We start from the raw sequence: 15,223 nt of genomic DNA, 5'->3' as shown, positions 1-15,223 counted from the left end.
CATCCGGTGCTGGCGGCTTGGCACCACCTTAGTGGTGAGCCGGGTCACTGGGCGCGCTCGCCGGATAGGCGGCTCCCTCGGGGGCCCGCAGGGGGATGGCGGCTCGGCGCAGATCAGCCCGCAAGCCCACGCCCCGCCGCCGCAGCGCCCGGTACGGTTAAACGGTGATCCTCCTGCTCCTTGGCCTGGTCCTGGCCGCCCTGTACTTCTGGATGCGCCGCTCCGACCGCCGCCGCCTCAGCAACGGCTTTGTCCTGGTGGCGGCCGCCCTCCTGGTGCTGCTCGGCGTAGCTGACCTGCTCTCCAGGTTCTGGCCGTGGACTAGTTACATCTGGCTCTTCCTGATCCTGCTGATGCCCTTTGCCGTGATGGTGCTGGGCTTTTATCTGATCCGCAACGGCGTCACCATGTGGCGGCGGGAGGGGCGCAGCCTGGGCAACATGCTCTCCCTGGTGGCCGGGGTGTTGGTGTTTGCCCTGCCCGTCATCGCCGTGGCCCTGGTCCGGACCACCAACCCCGTGGCCCTTGGCCTGGCCTTCCTCCTCTTCTTTGTGAGCTCCTACGTGGGCGGCGTCTTTGTGGTCTTCCTGGTGTATGCGCTGGCGTACGCGCGCATGGAGCCGCGCTTTGAGCCGGACGCCGTGGTGATCCTTGGTTCGCGCCTCATTGGCGGCAAGGTCCCGCCGCTGCTGCGCGCCCGCCTGGACCGCGCCGTTCAGATCTACGGGGAAACAGATCCCAAGCCGCTCATGATCCCCTCCGGCGGGCAGGGCGCGGACGAGACCCGCCCGGAGGGCGCGGCCATGGCGGAGTACCTGGTGCAGGCCGGCATCCCGGAGGGGGATGTGCTGCCAGAGAACCACGCTGTCAACACGGCGCAGAACCTGCGCCTGGCCCGGGACATCCAGCTGCAGGCCGGGCGTACGGGCCCGCTGGTGGCGGTCACCAACGACTATCACGTGCTGCGCAGCGCCCTGATCGGTCGCAAGCTGGACCTTGACGCGGAGGTGCAGGGCGCCCGCACGGCCAGCTACTACCGGCCCAGTGCTTTTTTGCGAGAGTTTGTGGCTGTGCTCTCCGAGCACAAGGTCCTCAACGCCCTGGCCTGCCTGCCCTTCCTTGGCATCTCCATCCTCGTGATGCTGTACGCGTTCAGCGCGCAGTAGCGGCCGGGGCGCCGCTCAGCCACGGCCAGGAGTCACCTCCGCGCGCGTGACTTGTGCCACCGCGTATTTACACCAGTGTCACACCGTGAGATTTCTTCAGACACACACCCGGGCCCACTATTCTGTGAGCCACCTGTGCAATAGCGTGTGTTCTATGTCTCGTTCACAACACCCCTCGAGGGTGAGGCGACTGCTTGCGCTCTCTACGACCGCCGCCGTCGCTTCCCTGACCCTCGCACTGGGCTGCACCGTCCCAGCCCAGGCCACGTCCGCCCCTGTCTCCCAAGACAGCCAGGCCTCCGCCCCCGCCCTGACTGATCAGTCGGCAGCGCTCCCGGGCACCTCATCCACTCAGGCCATCGCAGACGCCACGCTGGAGCTGCCCAAGGGCGCCACCGTGGTCTCCTCCGCGAACCTGAGCATCCCGGTGACCTTCACGACCACCCCCAACACCCCGATCAAGCTCAAGCTGGTGCGCGTCACCGATCAGTCGGAGGTGGCCGGCGCCCAGGTGAGCGCCACGGCCGGCGCCGACGGCAAGGGCACCGCGGACGTTCCCGCCAAGTCCGTTGAGGCAGGCAAGTACAAGATTGTGGATGAGGGCGGGCTCAAGCAGTCCGGCGCCATCACGGTCACCGCCCCGGCCGCGCCGGGTACGGAAGCCAGCCCCGCGCCGTCGAACAGCGCACCTGCCACGGCAGCGCCGTCCACCACCGCGCCCGCGCAGGACAAGGCGGCGGCAGAGAAGAAGGCCGCAGAGGCCAAGAAGGAAGCCAAGAAGGACGAGCGCGCGGACGGGCTGGATAAGTACTACCCCCAGCTCGCCAAGGACCTCTTCGACAAGGACGGCAACGGCACCTACAAGGTCACCGGCCCGACGGCGGGCGGCAAGTCCGCGGGCATCGTCCCCAAGGGACTGGGCAGCTACTACTCCCAGAAGGTGGACTTCAGCTCCGCGAACTGCGTGGCCCTGGGTTACGGCGCCTACGCCAAGAAGTATGAGCCGACCCTGAAGCGCCCCCTCGAGTGCGGCTACATGATTGCCCCGATCGATTCCAAGAAGCCCAGCACGGGCGATGTGGCGATCGGCGTGATGCGCATCAAGGCCAGCGGCAAGTCCAAGGGCTCCGTCATGTGGAACCCGGGCGGCCCGGGTGCCTCCGGCATGACGCTGGCCCTGGTCGGCGCCCTGTACCAGCCTGAGCTGGCCAAGGATTTTGACATGATCGGCTTTGACCCCCGCGGCACCGGCAGCTCCATGCCGTTCTCGCAGTGCTCCACCGATGAGCAGCTGGACCTTGACCGCGCCACCAACTCCTGGGGCAAGCCCCTGGACGCGGCGGAGAAGGAGCAGGCGGACATCACCAAGCGCTTCGCCAAGGACTGCTTCGAGAACACCGGTAAGGCCTTTGGCCTGAACGGCGGCGCACGCAACACCCTTATGAAGCACCTGGGCACCTGGGACGCCGTCGGCGACCTGGACATGCTCCGCTCCGTGGTGGGAGACAAGAAGCTCTCCTACGTGGGTTACTCCTACGGAACGCGCCTGGGCTATGTCTACGCGCAGAAGTTCCAGGCCAGCGCCGGTCGCCTGGTGCTAGATGGCGTGGTTGATCCGGGAGACGCCAAGGCCGCCGCGGCCCTGAAGTCCCTCAACGCCTCCTCCAACCGCTACCAGGATCTCAACGGCAAGCCGGTTCCCGCGGCCAAGGCAGGCGCCAAGGCCGCCGACTCTGAGGTGAACTCTGAGGAGCAGGACAACATCGCCCAGGGTGCCGGCTTCCAGGACACCTTTGAGCAGTTCGCCAAGGATTGCGCGGCCAAGGGCCCCGCTGACCCGGCCAAGCAGAAGACCTACGGCGAACTGTGGCCAAAACTGTTTGCCAAGGATGGCTCCTTTGAGGGAGACACCCAGCTGCAGGGAACCAAGTTTGAGTGCGCCCTTGGCCAGAGCCAGGACCCCAAGGTCCTCTCCACCAACAGCGCCAAGCTGCTGCAGACCCTGGAAACGGGCGGCGTGAATGAGGGGCTCCCGACCGCGTATGAGCGCAATCTGAGCTTCGGCGACGCCCGCACCGGCTTCTTCCAGGCCCTGTACTCCGAGGATCTCTGGGGCACGCTGAACGTGGGCCTGGCGGACCTGAAAGCGGGCGCGGATGGCACCGTGATGATGAGCCTGGCGGATCAGTACAACGACCGCGATCCGCAGACGGGGCACTACGCGCCCATGCTGCAGGCCTTCACCAACATCCGTTGCACGGACGCCAACAACTCGGCCAACCCGGCCCCTGACGCGCACCTGCGCAAGCTGGCCAAGCTCTACGATGAGGCAGCTCCGTTCCAGGCCGCAAGCCAGGCCCTGGGAACCCCGGACTACTGCCAGTTCTGGAACTTCACCGGCACCCTGCCCCAGGCAGAGAAGCTGACCAAGGTCCCCAACGTCCTGGTGGTCTCCACCAGCCACGACCCGGCGACCCCGTATGCGGCCGGCCCCAAGCTGGCCCGCATGATTGATGGCACGCTGCTCAGCGTCTCCGGTGCCTCGCACACCTCCTACAACGCGGAGATCAAGTGCGTTGATGACACGGTGAACAACTTCCTGACCTCCGGCGTGGTGCCCAAGGACGGGGACTTTGGCGACAAGCTGAAGACCCCGGACACCACCAAGGATGATCGCGGCAACACGGTCACCTTCCCGAATCTGTGCAAGGTCAAGACCTTCCGCGACTCGGACTTCGTCACCAGCACCACCAAGGCCAAGGCCAAGGACAAGGTCGGCTTTGCCGTGCTGCACCGCGACTCGGAGGCCAAGTACACGGTCTCCCTGACCACGGGCTCCGGCAAGGGCGCCGCGGTCAAGGCCGTGGTCAACGCTCAGGTGGCAGGCATGACCACGGATAACGGCGGCAACCACGCCGGCGTCTTCCAGGTTCCCGCCAAGACGGCACCGGGTCAGTACATGGTGGTCCTCAAGGACGCCCGCGGTGCCTTTGTGGCTTCCCGCCCGCTGACGGTCCAGAAGACCGCAGTGCCGAGCAAGCCCAAGCCCCCGGTGGTGCACAAGCCCAAGCCCAAGCCCAAGCCGGTAGCGCAGAACTCCGGAGAGAACCTCTCCAACACCGGTTCTGACTCCGCTGGCTGGATCTTTGGCGGCGCCGCGGCCATCCTGGTCGGCGCAGGCGCCTTGCTGGTGGCTCGCCGCCGCAAGGGAGAGCAGAACTAAGCAGGACAAGGTGAGCCGCGGTCCTGAGCCACACGGCTAGGGACCCAGGCTCGGCAGCGGCCCCCTCACGGAAATGCCCGTGAGGGGGCCGCTGTGTGTCCGGACTATCCTTGGACTGCTTCACCCCGCACGTCTTTTATGCCTCATCCCCTCTCAGCCCTCACTAGGAGACCCCGTGCCACAGCCCGTGCCGCCGCGCGCCAGGCAGCGCCGCGCTGGGTTGAGCCGGTCGCGGGCTGGGTATCGGGCGCGGTCGCGGTCCCGGGCTGGGCTGGCGGTGGCGCTGCTGAGCGCAGCCATGCTGCTGCTCTCTGCCTGCACCGCCGGCTACACAGCGCGCGACGACGCGGGGGCGGCTCCGGCGGGATCCCTCACCGTGGCGCTGACGGCGGCACCAAGCAACCTCGACTTCACCACCACCTCCGGCGCCGCCATTCCGCAGGCGCTGATGGGCAATGTGTACCAGGGGCTGGTCGCCGTGAATGAGGACGGCAAGCTGGTGCCGCAACTGGCCAGCGGGTGGCAGGTGGATTCCTCCCGCACCGTGTACACCTTTGAGCTCCAGCCCGGCGTGACCTTCTCCAATGGCGATCCGTTCAACGCGGAATCGGTCAAATTTTCCGTGGAACGCGTCAAGAGTGCGGCATGGAGCAACGGCCTCAAGTCCGGGATGGACGTGGTCAAGGCGGTGGAGGTGCGCGGCGAGCACACCGTGGCCATCACCCTCAGCCGCCCGTCGCAGTCGTGGTTGTGGACCATGGCGACGCTGGTGGGGGCCCAATTCACGCCGAACGGCACGGCCAAGCTCGCCACCCAGGCGGTGGGTACGGGGCCCTTCACCGTCACGAGTTGGAAGCCCGGCCAAAGCCTGACGCTGACCCGGCGGGAGCACTACTGGGGCCAGCCCGCCGCCGCGCCGCAGATCGCGCTGCGCTACTACGCTGACCCCACCACCGCCACCAATGCGCTGCGCGCCGGCGCCGTGGACGTGGTGGCCGGGATGCAGGCCCCGGACCTGCTGCCCGGCTTCCAGAAGGATGCGGGTTTTAAGGTCACCGAGGGCACCACCACCGGCGAAGTGGTGATGTCCATGAACAACCAGAAGGCGCCGCTCAACGACGTGCGGGTGCGGCGGGCGGTGCTGCATGCGGTGAACCGAAAGGCCGTGTTGGACTCGGCCTGGGCCGGGCGGGGGAGCCTGATCGGTGCACCTGTGCCGCCCACGGATCCGTATTACGAGGACCTGAACAACGCCTATCCCCACGATCCGGCCAAGGCCAGGGAGCTCCTGAAGCAGGCCGGGGTTGACGGGTCCACCATTACCTTCTCCGTGCCGGATCTGCCGTACGCGGTCGCCGCGGCGCAAGTGGTGGTCTCTGACCTGAAGAAGGTGGGACTGAACGTCAAAATCAAGCAGCAGGAATTCCCCGCGGTATGGCTTGACCAGGTGCTGACCAAACACGACTATCAGCTTTCCGTGATTGCCCATGTGGAGCCGCGAGACCTGCTTTCCCTGCTCTCCAAGGGGTATTACCTGGGCTATGACTCGTCCCGGATCAGCGAGCTCGCCGCCCAAGCGGACGCCGGGGATGACGCCAGCTACGCCGCAAACATGAAGAAGGTGGTGCGCCGCGCCGTGGTGGATGACGCGGTGGCGGACACCCTGTTCCTGTTGCCCAACCTCAACGTGATGCGCGCGGATGTGAGCGGGATGCCCGTCAACGCGCCCACCACCGCGCTGGATCTGACGCGGCTGACCAAAACGGGGCAGCAGGGCGACGCCGCGCGCTCCGGTGACGCGGCGGCGTCGGGCAACTCCGCGCGGTCTGAGCGCGCCGCGCGCTCTGGTGATGCCGCGCGCTTTGGTGACGATGCGGCGTCGGGCAACCCAGCGTCGTCGGGCGGTGAGGGCGCCTGATGCGCACGCCTCTCCTGCTGGTGGCGCGCACGCTCGTGACGCTGTGCGCCGCGTCCGTGCTGATTTTTGTGCTGCTGCGCCTGGTGCCCGGCGACCCGGCGCAGGTGGCGCTCGGCGTGGATGCCACGCCTGAGCTGGTCCAGGCCACGCGCGAGCGGTTTGGGCTGGACCGGCCGCTGGTGGTGCAGTACCTCGAGTGGATGGGCGGGCTGCTGACCGGTCACTTTGGGACCAGTTTTGTCAGTGGCCAGGAGATGAGCGCCGTGGTGCTGGACCGGACGGCCGTGACGCTGTGGCTGGCGCTGCCGTCCATCGCGCTGGCGCTGCTGATCGCGACCGTGCTGGGGACGTGGGCCGCGCTGCGGCGCAGGTCGGTGGATGGCCTAGTCATCACCGTGGGGTCCCAAATGCTGATGGCCGTCCCGGGCTTTCTGGCCGGCGTGCTGCTGGTGCTGGGGCTGTCCCTTGGATTGGGCTGGCTGCCGCCCTCTGGCTGGGTGGTGCCGGCGGATGACCCCGCCGCGTTCCTGGCCCACCTGGTGCTGCCGGTGCTGGCGCTGACCGCCGTGCAGGCGGCGATTCTGACGCGGTATGTGAGGGAAGCGATGCTTGAGGTGATTGGCCAGGACTACATCGTGGAGGCCCGCTCTAAGGGGCTCACGCGGGGGCAGGCGCTGGTGCGGCACGGGCTGCGCAACGCCGCCGTGCCGGTGCTGACGGTGACCGGGGTGCAGCTCTCTGCCCTGCTGGTGGGGGCCGTGGTGATCGAGTCCGTGTTTGATGTGCCCGGTGTGGGGTCCCTGCTGGTGGAGGCCGTGGCCGGGCGAGACATGGTGAGCGTGCAGGGGATCGTGATGGTGCTGGTGCTCATCACCGTTGTACTCAATCTGTGTGTGGACCTGCTGCACACCGTCATTGACCCCAGGACACGCGCGTGAGGCGCCCCCAGGCGCGGCCAGCGGCCGCTGCGCCGGAGGCTCGGCGCGTGAGGCGCCCCCGCTCCCTCTCCCTGTGGCTGGGGATGGCGCTGAGCGCGCTGGTGGTGCTGACGGCGCTCGTGTCCCTGGTCTGGACCCCCTTTGATCCTGTGGCTGCGGACTCCAGCCAGCGGCTGCTCGGGACCACGGGTGAACACTGGCTCGGAACAGACAAGCTGGGCCGGGACGTGCTCTCCATCCTCATGGCTGGGTCCCAGGTGGCGCTGCTGGTGGGCTTTGTGGCCGTGGGGATCGCCCTGCTCATCGGCACGCCATTGGGGATCATGGCCGCGATGCGCCGCGGGTGGGTGGAGGAGCTGATCCTGCGCTTCTCCGACCTGCTGCTGGCGTTCCCGGCGCTGTTGCTGGCCATCGTCTTTGCCGCCGTCTTTGGCGCCGGCACCGTCTCCGCCATGATCGCGATTGGGCTGGGCTCGGTGCCCGGCTTTGCCCGCGTGGCCAGGGCGGCCACCTTGCGGATCATGCAGCAGGACTACATCGCCGCCGCCCGGATCACCGGGCTGAATTCCTGGGTCATTGGGGTCAAGCACGTGCTGCCCAATCTTGCCGGCTTGGTACTGGTGCAGTGCACCGTGACCTTTTCCCTGGCCGTGCTGGCGGAGGCGGCGCTGAGCTACCTGGGTCTGGGCACCCCCGCGCCGGATCCGTCGTGGGGGCGCATGCTGCACGAGTCCCAACAGTTCCTCTCCCTGCAACCCCTGCTGACGCTCTGGCCCGGCCTGGCCATCGCCATCACCGTGCTGGGCCTGAACCTCTTGGGGGACGGGCTGAGGGACCGGCTGGGAGCCGGGGATCCTCGGGGCTGAGTGCCTGGCGCCGCCGCTGGGTGTTTGCGCTTCTGGTGCCAGTGAATCCGGGACAGTTAGCACATGAGTCACCGGTTATTAGTTGCGAATGAATATCAGTTGCGCTAGTGTCCAATGAGTGGCAAGCGACCAATCAAAGGGACAACCGGAGGTATGGATGCACGGGGGATTACTACACCTTGAGGCTACGGAAGGGCGAGCGAAGGCCCGCTTCCTTCCATTCATAGGCCTAGCGCAACGGGCAGCCTAAACGGCGAATGACGTGCGCAGGATCAGGAACTGGCACGACAGCCGGGTTTGAATAACCCCTCCGTCAGTCTTTTGATTGATCGCCTGGCGAGGGCGGGCTACGCGAAAAGCGCAGTCCACAGACCCGATCGTCACCGACCGCAGTGTTGGCGACAGGCTCCGGGCAGACCCCGATCCTCGCAAGCGAGCTACCCGTCAACCGGGCAGGCCTCGCATCCACACAAATCTCAGCCGCGACACCAGTGGCTGGCATCATCATTTTCACCTAACAGAGGACAGAAAAATGGGCTTCATCGCTTGGATCGTCATTGGTTTCATTGGCGGCGCTATTGGCAAGGCCATCGTTGGCAAGGGCATGGGCTGGATCGCCACCCTCATCTGTGGCCTGATCGGCGGCGTCGTCGGTGGTTGGATCGTGGACGCCATGACCGGAGGCAAGGCCATGGAGAACTTCTTCTCCCTGTGGACCTGGCTCGCAGCCATCATCGGCTCCGTCATCGTCGTGTGGGTCTTCTCGCTGATCACCGGCAAGAGCCGCAAAAACGCCTGACCCACCGCCCCGTTCGCGGGGCAACGCCTCTCATCGAGGGGCACAGCCTCTACGCCAGAGGCACCAGCTAGCGGCGTGAGCGCCACCGCGTTCCACCGCCGGGGCGGGTCCACTAGGGCTCGCCCCCCAGCGTCTTCCAGCCGCCGCAGGCCCAGCCTGCGGCGGCTGATGACCGGCATTCCGCCGGGAAGCGATGGGCCGGGAAACCTGGCCCATTGATCACAGCAGAAGCAGTTCTACGACCGAAAGGGACCCGATCGTGGCAAACGCCAACGCCAATAACTCCAACAACAACCAGGGCAGCAGCCAGGGAAACAACGGCCAGGGCAACGCCCAGGCCAGCGGCCAGGGTCATGACGCCCAGGCTGCCACCCCCGCAAGCGCCCCGGCCAAGAACGGCTCCGGCAACCCCGTGAAGCTCACCGGGGAAGAGCTGGCGCGTATGGAGAAGGCTGAGAGCAAGCAGGAGGTCGTGGAGCGCGTGCCGGAGGGCCCGCTGCAGACCGAGCACGGCGATACCAGCATTGAGGACCGCGTGGTGGAGAAGATCGCAGAGATCGCCGCCCGCGAGGTTCCGGGCGTCTACGCCATGGGCACGTCCACGCAGCGCACCTTCAGCAACATCGCCGGCAAGATCTCCCGCAGCGCCACCGCCGGCCCGTCCGGCGTCAGCGTGAAGAAGGGCGTGGTGCAGGCATCGATCGACCTGACCATCGTGGTGGAGTACGGCTTCTCCATCGTTGAGGTCGCGGACGGCATCCGCGCCAACATCATTGATCGCGTGAGCCAGATGACCGGCCTGGACGTCGTTGAGGTCAACATCGACGTGTCAGACGTGCACCTGCCGAGCGAGGACGACGAGGAGAGCAACGATGACGCCGCCGCGCAACTTCGCTGAGTGGGGCTCTTCAGCGCCGGACGGCGATGAGCCGGGTCGGCCGGGCAAGGCTCCCGGAGCGTCCCTGTTCCGCAACGGGGCAACCCGTTGGGGTCTGCTGATTGGCTTGGTGGCCGGCCTGGTCATCGCCTTTGGCTCCTTCTGGCAGTTCCTGGTGGTGCTGCTGTTGACCGTGATTGGCGCAGCAGTGGGCTGGGTGCTGGAGAACCGGGTGGACCTGGGCGAGTTCCTGGCCAGCCGGCGCCGATGAGCGCGCCGGGGCGCACCGACCTGCCCGGACGCACCCATCTGCCGGTGGAGGTCATCTCCAAGATCGCCGGACAGGCGGCCCTCGAGGCCCGGGGAATTGGGGCAGGCGCCGGCGGCTTTTTGGGCATGGGATCCAAGGGCAACTTTGGGGCCCGCCCCCAGGCTAAGGCCGAGGTCTTTGGCCGGGCCGTGGTGCTGCGACTAGAACTCGGCGTGCGTTTCGGTGAGCCAATCGAATCCACGCTGAGCGCCGCGCGCACACACATCACCGAGCGCGTGGAGACCCTCACCGGCCTGAGCGTGCGCCAGGTGGACGTGAGCATCACCTGGGTGCATCAGGACAGGGAAGATCACAAGAAGAACAGCCACAAGGGGAAGGAACTGCGATGAGCAAAACATCTGGACGCCATCCCCGTCACTTCTTCTACCGCAGGCCCTCCCGGGTTGTCCCCAACGCCCTCGTGGCGCTGGTGCTGCTCGTGGCCGGCGGGCTGGTGAGCTGGGCCGCGATCGCGCGGCTGAGCACGGGCACGTGGCAGGAGCCCGTCGGCTCCTGGGTCACGGCCTTACGCTCCCTCCGCTGGCAGGACACGGCGGTTCTGTGGGCCGCCGGGGCACTGGCGCTGATCGGCGTCGTGCTGTTGCTTTGTGTCCTGGTTCCCGGGCGCAGGCACAACCAGCTGGTGACCCCCGCCCTGGCGGACGGTGCGGAGGAGACCCTCACGCTGGGGGCGCTTTCCGCGTATGTCGAGTCTGCTCTGCAGCAGGTCGACGGCGTTCACCAGGCCTCCGCGCGCAGCCGCGCCGGAGCCGTGCGGGCCAGCGTGCGCACCCCCTTGCGGGATCGTGACGCGCTGGGCAAGCAGGCCACCGCAGCGGCGCAGGCAGCCGTGGACCGGCTGCCGCTGGGCCGCCGCACCAAGGTGTCGGTGACCGTGGACGTGGAAGGGGAATCGGCATGATCGCAACGCATGGTGTGCGCCAGCGAGTCCTGCTGGTGGTGACGGCGGTGCTGCTTCTGGTGGTGGCCGCCGCCTTGGCGCTGCTCTCCCTTGGGCAGGCGCGCCCGCTCTGGAGCCAGGCTCCGGCCGCGGGGGACCTGGTGCTCGTGGATTCTCCGTGGGTCAATGGCTGGTCCATTGCGTTGGCCGTGGCCGGCGGACTGGGTGTGGTCCTGGGGCTGTGGTGGCTACTGTCGCTGCTGCCACGACGCGCCAAGCCCGTGGAATACCGCTTTGCCGATGGGTCGTCAGTGAGCCGGATGGACTCCGGGGTGCTGGCGCAGGAGCTTGAACGCAGCGCGCAGGACCAGGCGGGCATCGAGTCCGCTCGTGTGCGGCTGACCGGTTCGCGGGACAAGCCAGGGATGGTAGCCCGCTTCACGGTCCGTCCCGAAGAGGACTTTGAGGCGGTGCGTGAATCCCTCGTGACAGAGGTGATTCGCCCGGCCGAAGCCATGCTCGGCGCGCCCCTGACGCAGGTCAACGTGGAATACGTGGGGACCAGGCCGGACAAGGTCAAGCCCAACGCGGACCTAGAACTTAGTCCCGAGCGGGCCTGACCTGAGCTGACCTGAGGGGCTCTTGGGGTCCGGAAGCGGGCTTATCGACGAGAAGCGGGCTTGAACCCTGCTTGTCGGCGATAAGCCCGCTTCGTCGTTCCCGTTCCCGTCCGTTCGTCCGGTTCGTCCGCAGGCCGCCGCCCGACCCGACCGCCGTCCGTCCGCCGGCCGAGTCGGGGTGGCGACCAAGCGTCGTCGGGCAAGAAAGCGGGCTTATCGACGAGAAGCGGGCTTGAACCCTGCTTGATGTCGATAAGCCCGCTTCGTCGTCCCCGTTCCCGTCCGTTCGTCCGCAGGCCGCCGGCCGACCCGACCGCCGGCCGGGTCGGGGTGGCGACCCGGCGTCGTCGGGCAAGAAAGCGGGCTTATCGACGAGAAGCGGGCTTGAACCCTGCTTGTCGTCGATAAGCCCGCTTCGTCGTGCGTGGGAGGCTCCGGGGCTCGCCCGTCCCGACCGCCGTCCGTCCGCCGTTCGTCCGCCGGCCGGGTCGGGGTGGCGACCCGGCGGCGTCGGGCTCTTGGAATCCGGAAGCGGGCTTATCGACGAGAAGCGGGCTTGAACCCTGCTTGACGTCGATAAGCCTGCTTCGTCGTACGTGGGAGGGCCCTCGGGAGGCCCGCCCCGGCCTAGACGAACGCCGAGACACCCGTGAGCGCGCGGCCCACGATCAGCGAGTTGATGTTGTACGTGCCCTCGTAGGTGTAGATGATCTCAGCGTCGCCCCAGAGCTTGGAGGCGATGTGCCCGGGCTCGGTGACCAGGCCGTTGCCGCCGTGCAGATCGCGGTTGAGCGACGCCGCCTCGCGGACCAAGCGCGTGCACGTGGCCTTGGCCATGGCGGCCTGGGCCATCTTGAGCCGGCCGTCGTCCTGCAGCCGCGCCATCTGGATCATCATGCCCATGGCCGCGGTGGCGTTGCCGGCAATCCGGGCGATCTGCTCCTGGATGAGCTGGAACTTGGCCAGCGGCTTGCCAAACTGGACGCGCTGCGCGGCGTAGGAGCGGGCGTCGTCCAACACGGCATGACCAAGACCCACGGCCTGCCAGCCCACCCACGCCCGCGAATCAAGGAGCAGCTCGTTGGCCTTGTCGAAGCCATCGGATCCGGGCAGCCGGTCGCTTTCCGGAACGCGGACCTCGTCAAACGTCAGGTCCGCGTTCTGCATGATGCGCAGCCCGGCTTTGTTCTCAATCTTGGTGGCGGTGAAGCCGGGGGCGTCTCCGCGGACCAGGAAGGCCTTGATCACTCCGTCCGCCTCATCGCGCGCCCAGGTCAGCACCACGTCTGCGATGGTTCCGGCGCCGATCCAGCGCTTGGCGCCGTTCAGGATCCAGGTATCGCCCTCGCGGCGCGCGCTGGTGGCCACGCCGCCAGCCACGTCGGAGCCGTGATCCGGCTCGGTCAGGGCAAAGGAGCCCACGGCGTCGAACACCTCCAAGCGCGGCAGCCACTCGGCGCGCTGCGCGTCCGAGCCAAGGCGGTCAATCATGCCGACGATCAGCTCGTTGTGGATACCCACCAGCGCGCATAGAGAGACGTCCGCGCGGGCCACCACCGCGTACACCAGCCCCTTGAAAAGCCGGGAGGTGCCGTCCACCTGCACGCGGCCAAGGCCAAGGTCCCCGAGCGGCTTGAGCCACTGGAAGGGGAATTCCTCGCGGTTCCAGAACTCAACAGACTGCTGTGCCATGGTCTCTTGCAACACCCGGTCAATCTCAATCAGGCGCTCCAACTCCTCCGGGGGCAACAGCTCCGCCGCCCCCAGCAGGTCGCGGCTGCCCTCCGCCATGAGCCAGCTCGTGGGGTCATCCGCCGCGCCGGCCACACCGGTCTGGCGGGAACCCTTGGCGGGTGCGGTGCCTACGGGATGCGTGGCCGCACGGCCGGCTCCGTCCTTCCGGAAGGAATCCTTCGGGAGCGGGGTCTGGCTGGAGGTCATGAAATGGTCCTTCCGGAAAGAGGCCGGCCCGCCATGGATCTCATGGAACCGGCACTGAGGTGACGCAAATGTAGGATTCCCACAGAGTTGTTCAGCGCCTGGATGCGCCCGTCAGGGGCGTGGGTGTGCCCCAAGATGAAGGAGAGCCCGTGCAGGACCCCTTGCCACGCGACCCCATCGCAGAAGCCGCCCGTAACTGGGAGCGTCACGGCTGGGGTGAGGTGGCGGAGCCGATGGCCGCGGTCACGTCCATCATGCGCGCCCAGCAGATTCTGATTGGCCGCGCCGAACTGATCGTGAAGCGCTACGGCCTGACCTTTGCCCGCTTTGAGATGCTGCAGCTGCTCAGTTTTGCGCGCGGCACACAGATGCCCATGAACCGCGCCTCCCGCCTGCTGCAGGTGCACCCGACCTCCGTGACGAGCGCCGTTGACCGCTTGGAAAAGGATGGGCTGGTGCGGCGCACCGCGCATCCCACGGATGGGCGCACCGTGCTGCTTGTCCTCACGGAGGAGGGGCGCACGCTGGCCCGCGGCGCCGCCGAGTCCCTCAACGAGGAGCTCTTTGCTAAGACGGGATTCAGCGCGCGCGATGTGGCGAGTCTGAATCGCATCCTGGAGCGGTTCCGGCACAAGAGCGGAGATTTCGCGGCCCCCTTGGACTGATGCGCGGCTCAGGAGTGATCCGACTTCTCGCGAATCACGTTAATGATCCCGCTGAAATCGGTTCCAGCCCCGCCGTCCTCGTCGCGGAAGCGGCGGTAGATCTCCTCGGCATGCCGGCCCAGATCCGCCTGCGTCCCCGTCTGCTCAATGGCCGCGAGCGCCAGGCCAAGGTCCTTGGCCATGAGCGCCCCGGCAAAGCCCGGCTGATAATCACGATTGGCGGGGGAGGTGGGCACCGGCCCCGGCACAGGGCAATTGGTATTGAGTGCCCAGCACTGACCGGTCGCATTGGAGGCCACGTCAAAGAGCGCCTGGTGGGTGAGCCCCAGGCCCTCTCCCAGCACAAACGCCTCCGCAACAGCGATCTGACTGACCGCCAGAATCATGTTGTTGCAGACTTTGGCGGCCTGCCCCAGCCCATTGGCGCCGCAGTGCACAATCCGCCCGCCCATCACATCCAGGATGGGATACACGTCCGCAAAAACGTCCTCAGGGGCGCCCACCATGAACGCGAGCGAACCCGCTTCCGCACCCACCACGCCTCCCGAAACGGGGGCGTCTGCAGAGCGATGCCCGACGGCGTTGGCCAACTGAGCTGCCTGCTGCGCCTCCGCGACGGAGATAGTTGAGCAGTCCAACATCAGCGAACCTGGCTTGGCGGAGCTGAGCAGGCCGGGGGAGCCGTCCGCCCCGTCGGCGTAGGCGGAGAGCACGTGCTGGCCGGACGGGAGCATCGTCAGCACGATGTCCGCCTGCGCAGCCGCCGCCGCGCCTGACTCGGCGATCTCAGCGCCAGCCGCCCGAGCGGCGTCGAGCGCTGCCGGCATCAGATCAAAGCCGATCACGCGCACGCCGGCCCGTACCAGGTTGGCGGCCATGGGTGCGCCCATGTGGCCCAGGCCAACAAAGGCCACGGTGGTCTGATCCAGCGGCAGCGTGGTGGCGGTGGGGGCAGGAGTTGTGGCGGGGGTGGGTGTGGTGCTCATGGGGTCCTCCCGG

At 67.3% G+C, this 15,223-nt stretch carries 14 protein-coding genes; 12 read left to right on the top strand and 2 right to left on the bottom strand.

The features are described from left to right. Positions 1 to 164 precede the first annotated feature (164 nt). The 11 genes from DWQ67_RS10715 (at position 165) to DWQ67_RS10665 (ending at position 11,618) form a co-directional block, all read left to right on the top strand. Positions 165 to 1,166 (top strand): YdcF family protein, encoded by a 1,002-nt coding sequence (locus DWQ67_RS10715; protein WP_233556058.1) that lies wholly within the window; start codon positions 165 to 167, stop codon positions 1,164 to 1,166. A gap of 181 nt (positions 1,167 to 1,347) precedes the next feature. Beyond that, on the top strand, positions 1,348 to 4,389 hold the full coding sequence (locus tag DWQ67_RS10710; protein WP_233556057.1) for an alpha/beta fold hydrolase: 3,042 nt from the start codon (positions 1,348 to 1,350) through the stop codon (positions 4,387 to 4,389). A 175-nt stretch (positions 4,390 to 4,564) separates the two neighbouring features. After that, positions 4,565 to 6,307 (top strand): ABC transporter substrate-binding protein, encoded by a 1,743-nt coding sequence (locus DWQ67_RS10705; RefSeq protein WP_233556056.1) that lies wholly within the window; start codon positions 4,565 to 4,567, stop codon positions 6,305 to 6,307. Beyond that, entirely contained in the window at positions 6,307 to 7,245 is a 939-nt protein-coding gene (locus tag DWQ67_RS10700; RefSeq protein ID WP_121485596.1) for an ABC transporter permease, read from the top strand. The genes DWQ67_RS10705 and DWQ67_RS10700 overlap by 1 nt, the downstream gene beginning before the upstream one ends. A 47-nt stretch (positions 7,246 to 7,292) precedes the next feature. After that, entirely contained in the window at positions 7,293 to 8,111 is an 819-nt protein-coding gene (locus DWQ67_RS10695; protein ID WP_233556055.1) for an ABC transporter permease, read from the top strand. Positions 8,112 to 8,643: 532 nt separating this feature from the next. Continuing rightward, positions 8,644 to 8,910 (top strand): GlsB/YeaQ/YmgE family stress response membrane protein, encoded by a 267-nt coding sequence (locus tag DWQ67_RS10690; RefSeq protein ID WP_121485595.1) that lies wholly within the window; start codon positions 8,644 to 8,646, stop codon positions 8,908 to 8,910. A 259-nt stretch (positions 8,911 to 9,169) separates the two neighbouring features. Next, a complete protein-coding gene (locus DWQ67_RS10685; RefSeq protein WP_233556054.1) occupies positions 9,170 to 9,808 on the top strand; it encodes an Asp23/Gls24 family envelope stress response protein in 639 nt (212 codons plus the stop codon). Continuing rightward, positions 9,783 to 10,058 carry a DUF2273 domain-containing protein gene (locus tag DWQ67_RS10680; protein WP_199712693.1) on the top strand — a complete coding sequence of 92 codons (276 nt, stop codon included), beginning with the start codon at positions 9,783 to 9,785 and terminating at the stop codon, positions 10,056 to 10,058. Before DWQ67_RS10685 ends, DWQ67_RS10680 begins: the two co-directional genes overlap by 26 nt. Further along, positions 10,055 to 10,447, top strand: a complete 393-nt coding sequence (locus DWQ67_RS10675; protein WP_121485594.1) for an Asp23/Gls24 family envelope stress response protein — start codon at positions 10,055 to 10,057, stop codon at positions 10,445 to 10,447. Before DWQ67_RS10680 ends, DWQ67_RS10675 begins: the two co-directional genes overlap by 4 nt. Further along, positions 10,444 to 11,019, top strand: coding sequence for a DUF6286 domain-containing protein (locus DWQ67_RS10670; protein ID WP_121485593.1), 576 nt, complete (start codon positions 10,444 to 10,446; stop codon positions 11,017 to 11,019). Before DWQ67_RS10675 ends, DWQ67_RS10670 begins: the two co-directional genes overlap by 4 nt. Continuing rightward, a complete protein-coding gene (locus tag DWQ67_RS10665) occupies positions 11,016 to 11,618 on the top strand; it encodes an Asp23/Gls24 family envelope stress response protein (RefSeq protein ID WP_121485592.1) in 603 nt (200 codons plus the stop codon). The genes DWQ67_RS10670 and DWQ67_RS10665 overlap by 4 nt, the downstream gene beginning before the upstream one ends. Positions 11,619 to 12,245: 627 nt before the next feature. Here the strand turns inward: DWQ67_RS10665 and DWQ67_RS10660 are convergent. Next, a complete protein-coding gene (locus tag DWQ67_RS10660; RefSeq protein ID WP_121485699.1) occupies positions 12,246 to 13,409 on the bottom strand; it encodes an acyl-CoA dehydrogenase family protein in 1,164 nt (387 codons plus the stop codon). Between the two features lie 299 nt (positions 13,410 to 13,708). Between DWQ67_RS10660 and DWQ67_RS10655 the strand changes: the two genes are divergently transcribed. Next, positions 13,709 to 14,224, top strand: coding sequence for a MarR family winged helix-turn-helix transcriptional regulator (locus DWQ67_RS10655; RefSeq protein WP_121485591.1), 516 nt, complete (start codon positions 13,709 to 13,711; stop codon positions 14,222 to 14,224). A gap of 8 nt (positions 14,225 to 14,232) precedes the next feature. Here DWQ67_RS10655 and mmsB read toward each other — a convergent pair whose 3' ends face one another. Beyond that, positions 14,233 to 15,210 (bottom strand): 3-hydroxyisobutyrate dehydrogenase, encoded by a 978-nt coding sequence (gene mmsB, locus DWQ67_RS10650; RefSeq protein WP_121485590.1) that lies wholly within the window; start codon positions 15,208 to 15,210, stop codon positions 14,233 to 14,235. Positions 15,211 to 15,223 lie beyond the last annotated feature (13 nt).

The organism is Galactobacter caseinivorans, from assembly GCF_003640665.1.
Lineage (GTDB): Bacteria > Actinomycetota > Actinomycetes > Actinomycetales > Micrococcaceae > Galactobacter > Galactobacter caseinivorans.
The sequence above is the reverse complement of the archived record's forward strand: the minus strand, read 5'-3'. Positions and strand labels throughout refer to the sequence as shown.

What these genes read in the sequence shown, in the direction of transcription:
- DWQ67_RS10675 (WP_121485594.1), top strand. Translation starts at nt 10,055, where the DNA reads ATGAGCGCGCCGGGGCGCACCGACCTGCCCGGACGCACCCATCTGCCG.
- DWQ67_RS10700 (WP_121485596.1), top strand. Translation starts at nt 6,307, where the DNA reads ATGCGCACGCCTCTCCTGCTGGTGGCGCGCACGCTCGTGACGCTGTGC.
- DWQ67_RS10690 (WP_121485595.1), top strand. Translation starts at nt 8,644, where the DNA reads ATGGGCTTCATCGCTTGGATCGTCATTGGTTTCATTGGCGGCGCTATT.
- mmsB (WP_121485590.1), bottom strand. Translation starts at nt 15,210, where the DNA reads ATGAGCACCACACCCACCCCCGCCACAACTCCTGCCCCCACCGCCACC.
- DWQ67_RS10680 (WP_199712693.1), top strand. Translation starts at nt 9,783, where the DNA reads ATGACGCCGCCGCGCAACTTCGCTGAGTGGGGCTCTTCAGCGCCGGAC.
- DWQ67_RS10665 (WP_121485592.1), top strand. Translation starts at nt 11,016, where the DNA reads ATGATCGCAACGCATGGTGTGCGCCAGCGAGTCCTGCTGGTGGTGACG.
- DWQ67_RS10660 (WP_121485699.1), bottom strand. Translation starts at nt 13,409, where the DNA reads ATGGCGGAGGGCAGCCGCGACCTGCTGGGGGCGGCGGAGCTGTTGCCC.
- DWQ67_RS10670 (WP_121485593.1), top strand. Translation starts at nt 10,444, where the DNA reads ATGAGCAAAACATCTGGACGCCATCCCCGTCACTTCTTCTACCGCAGG.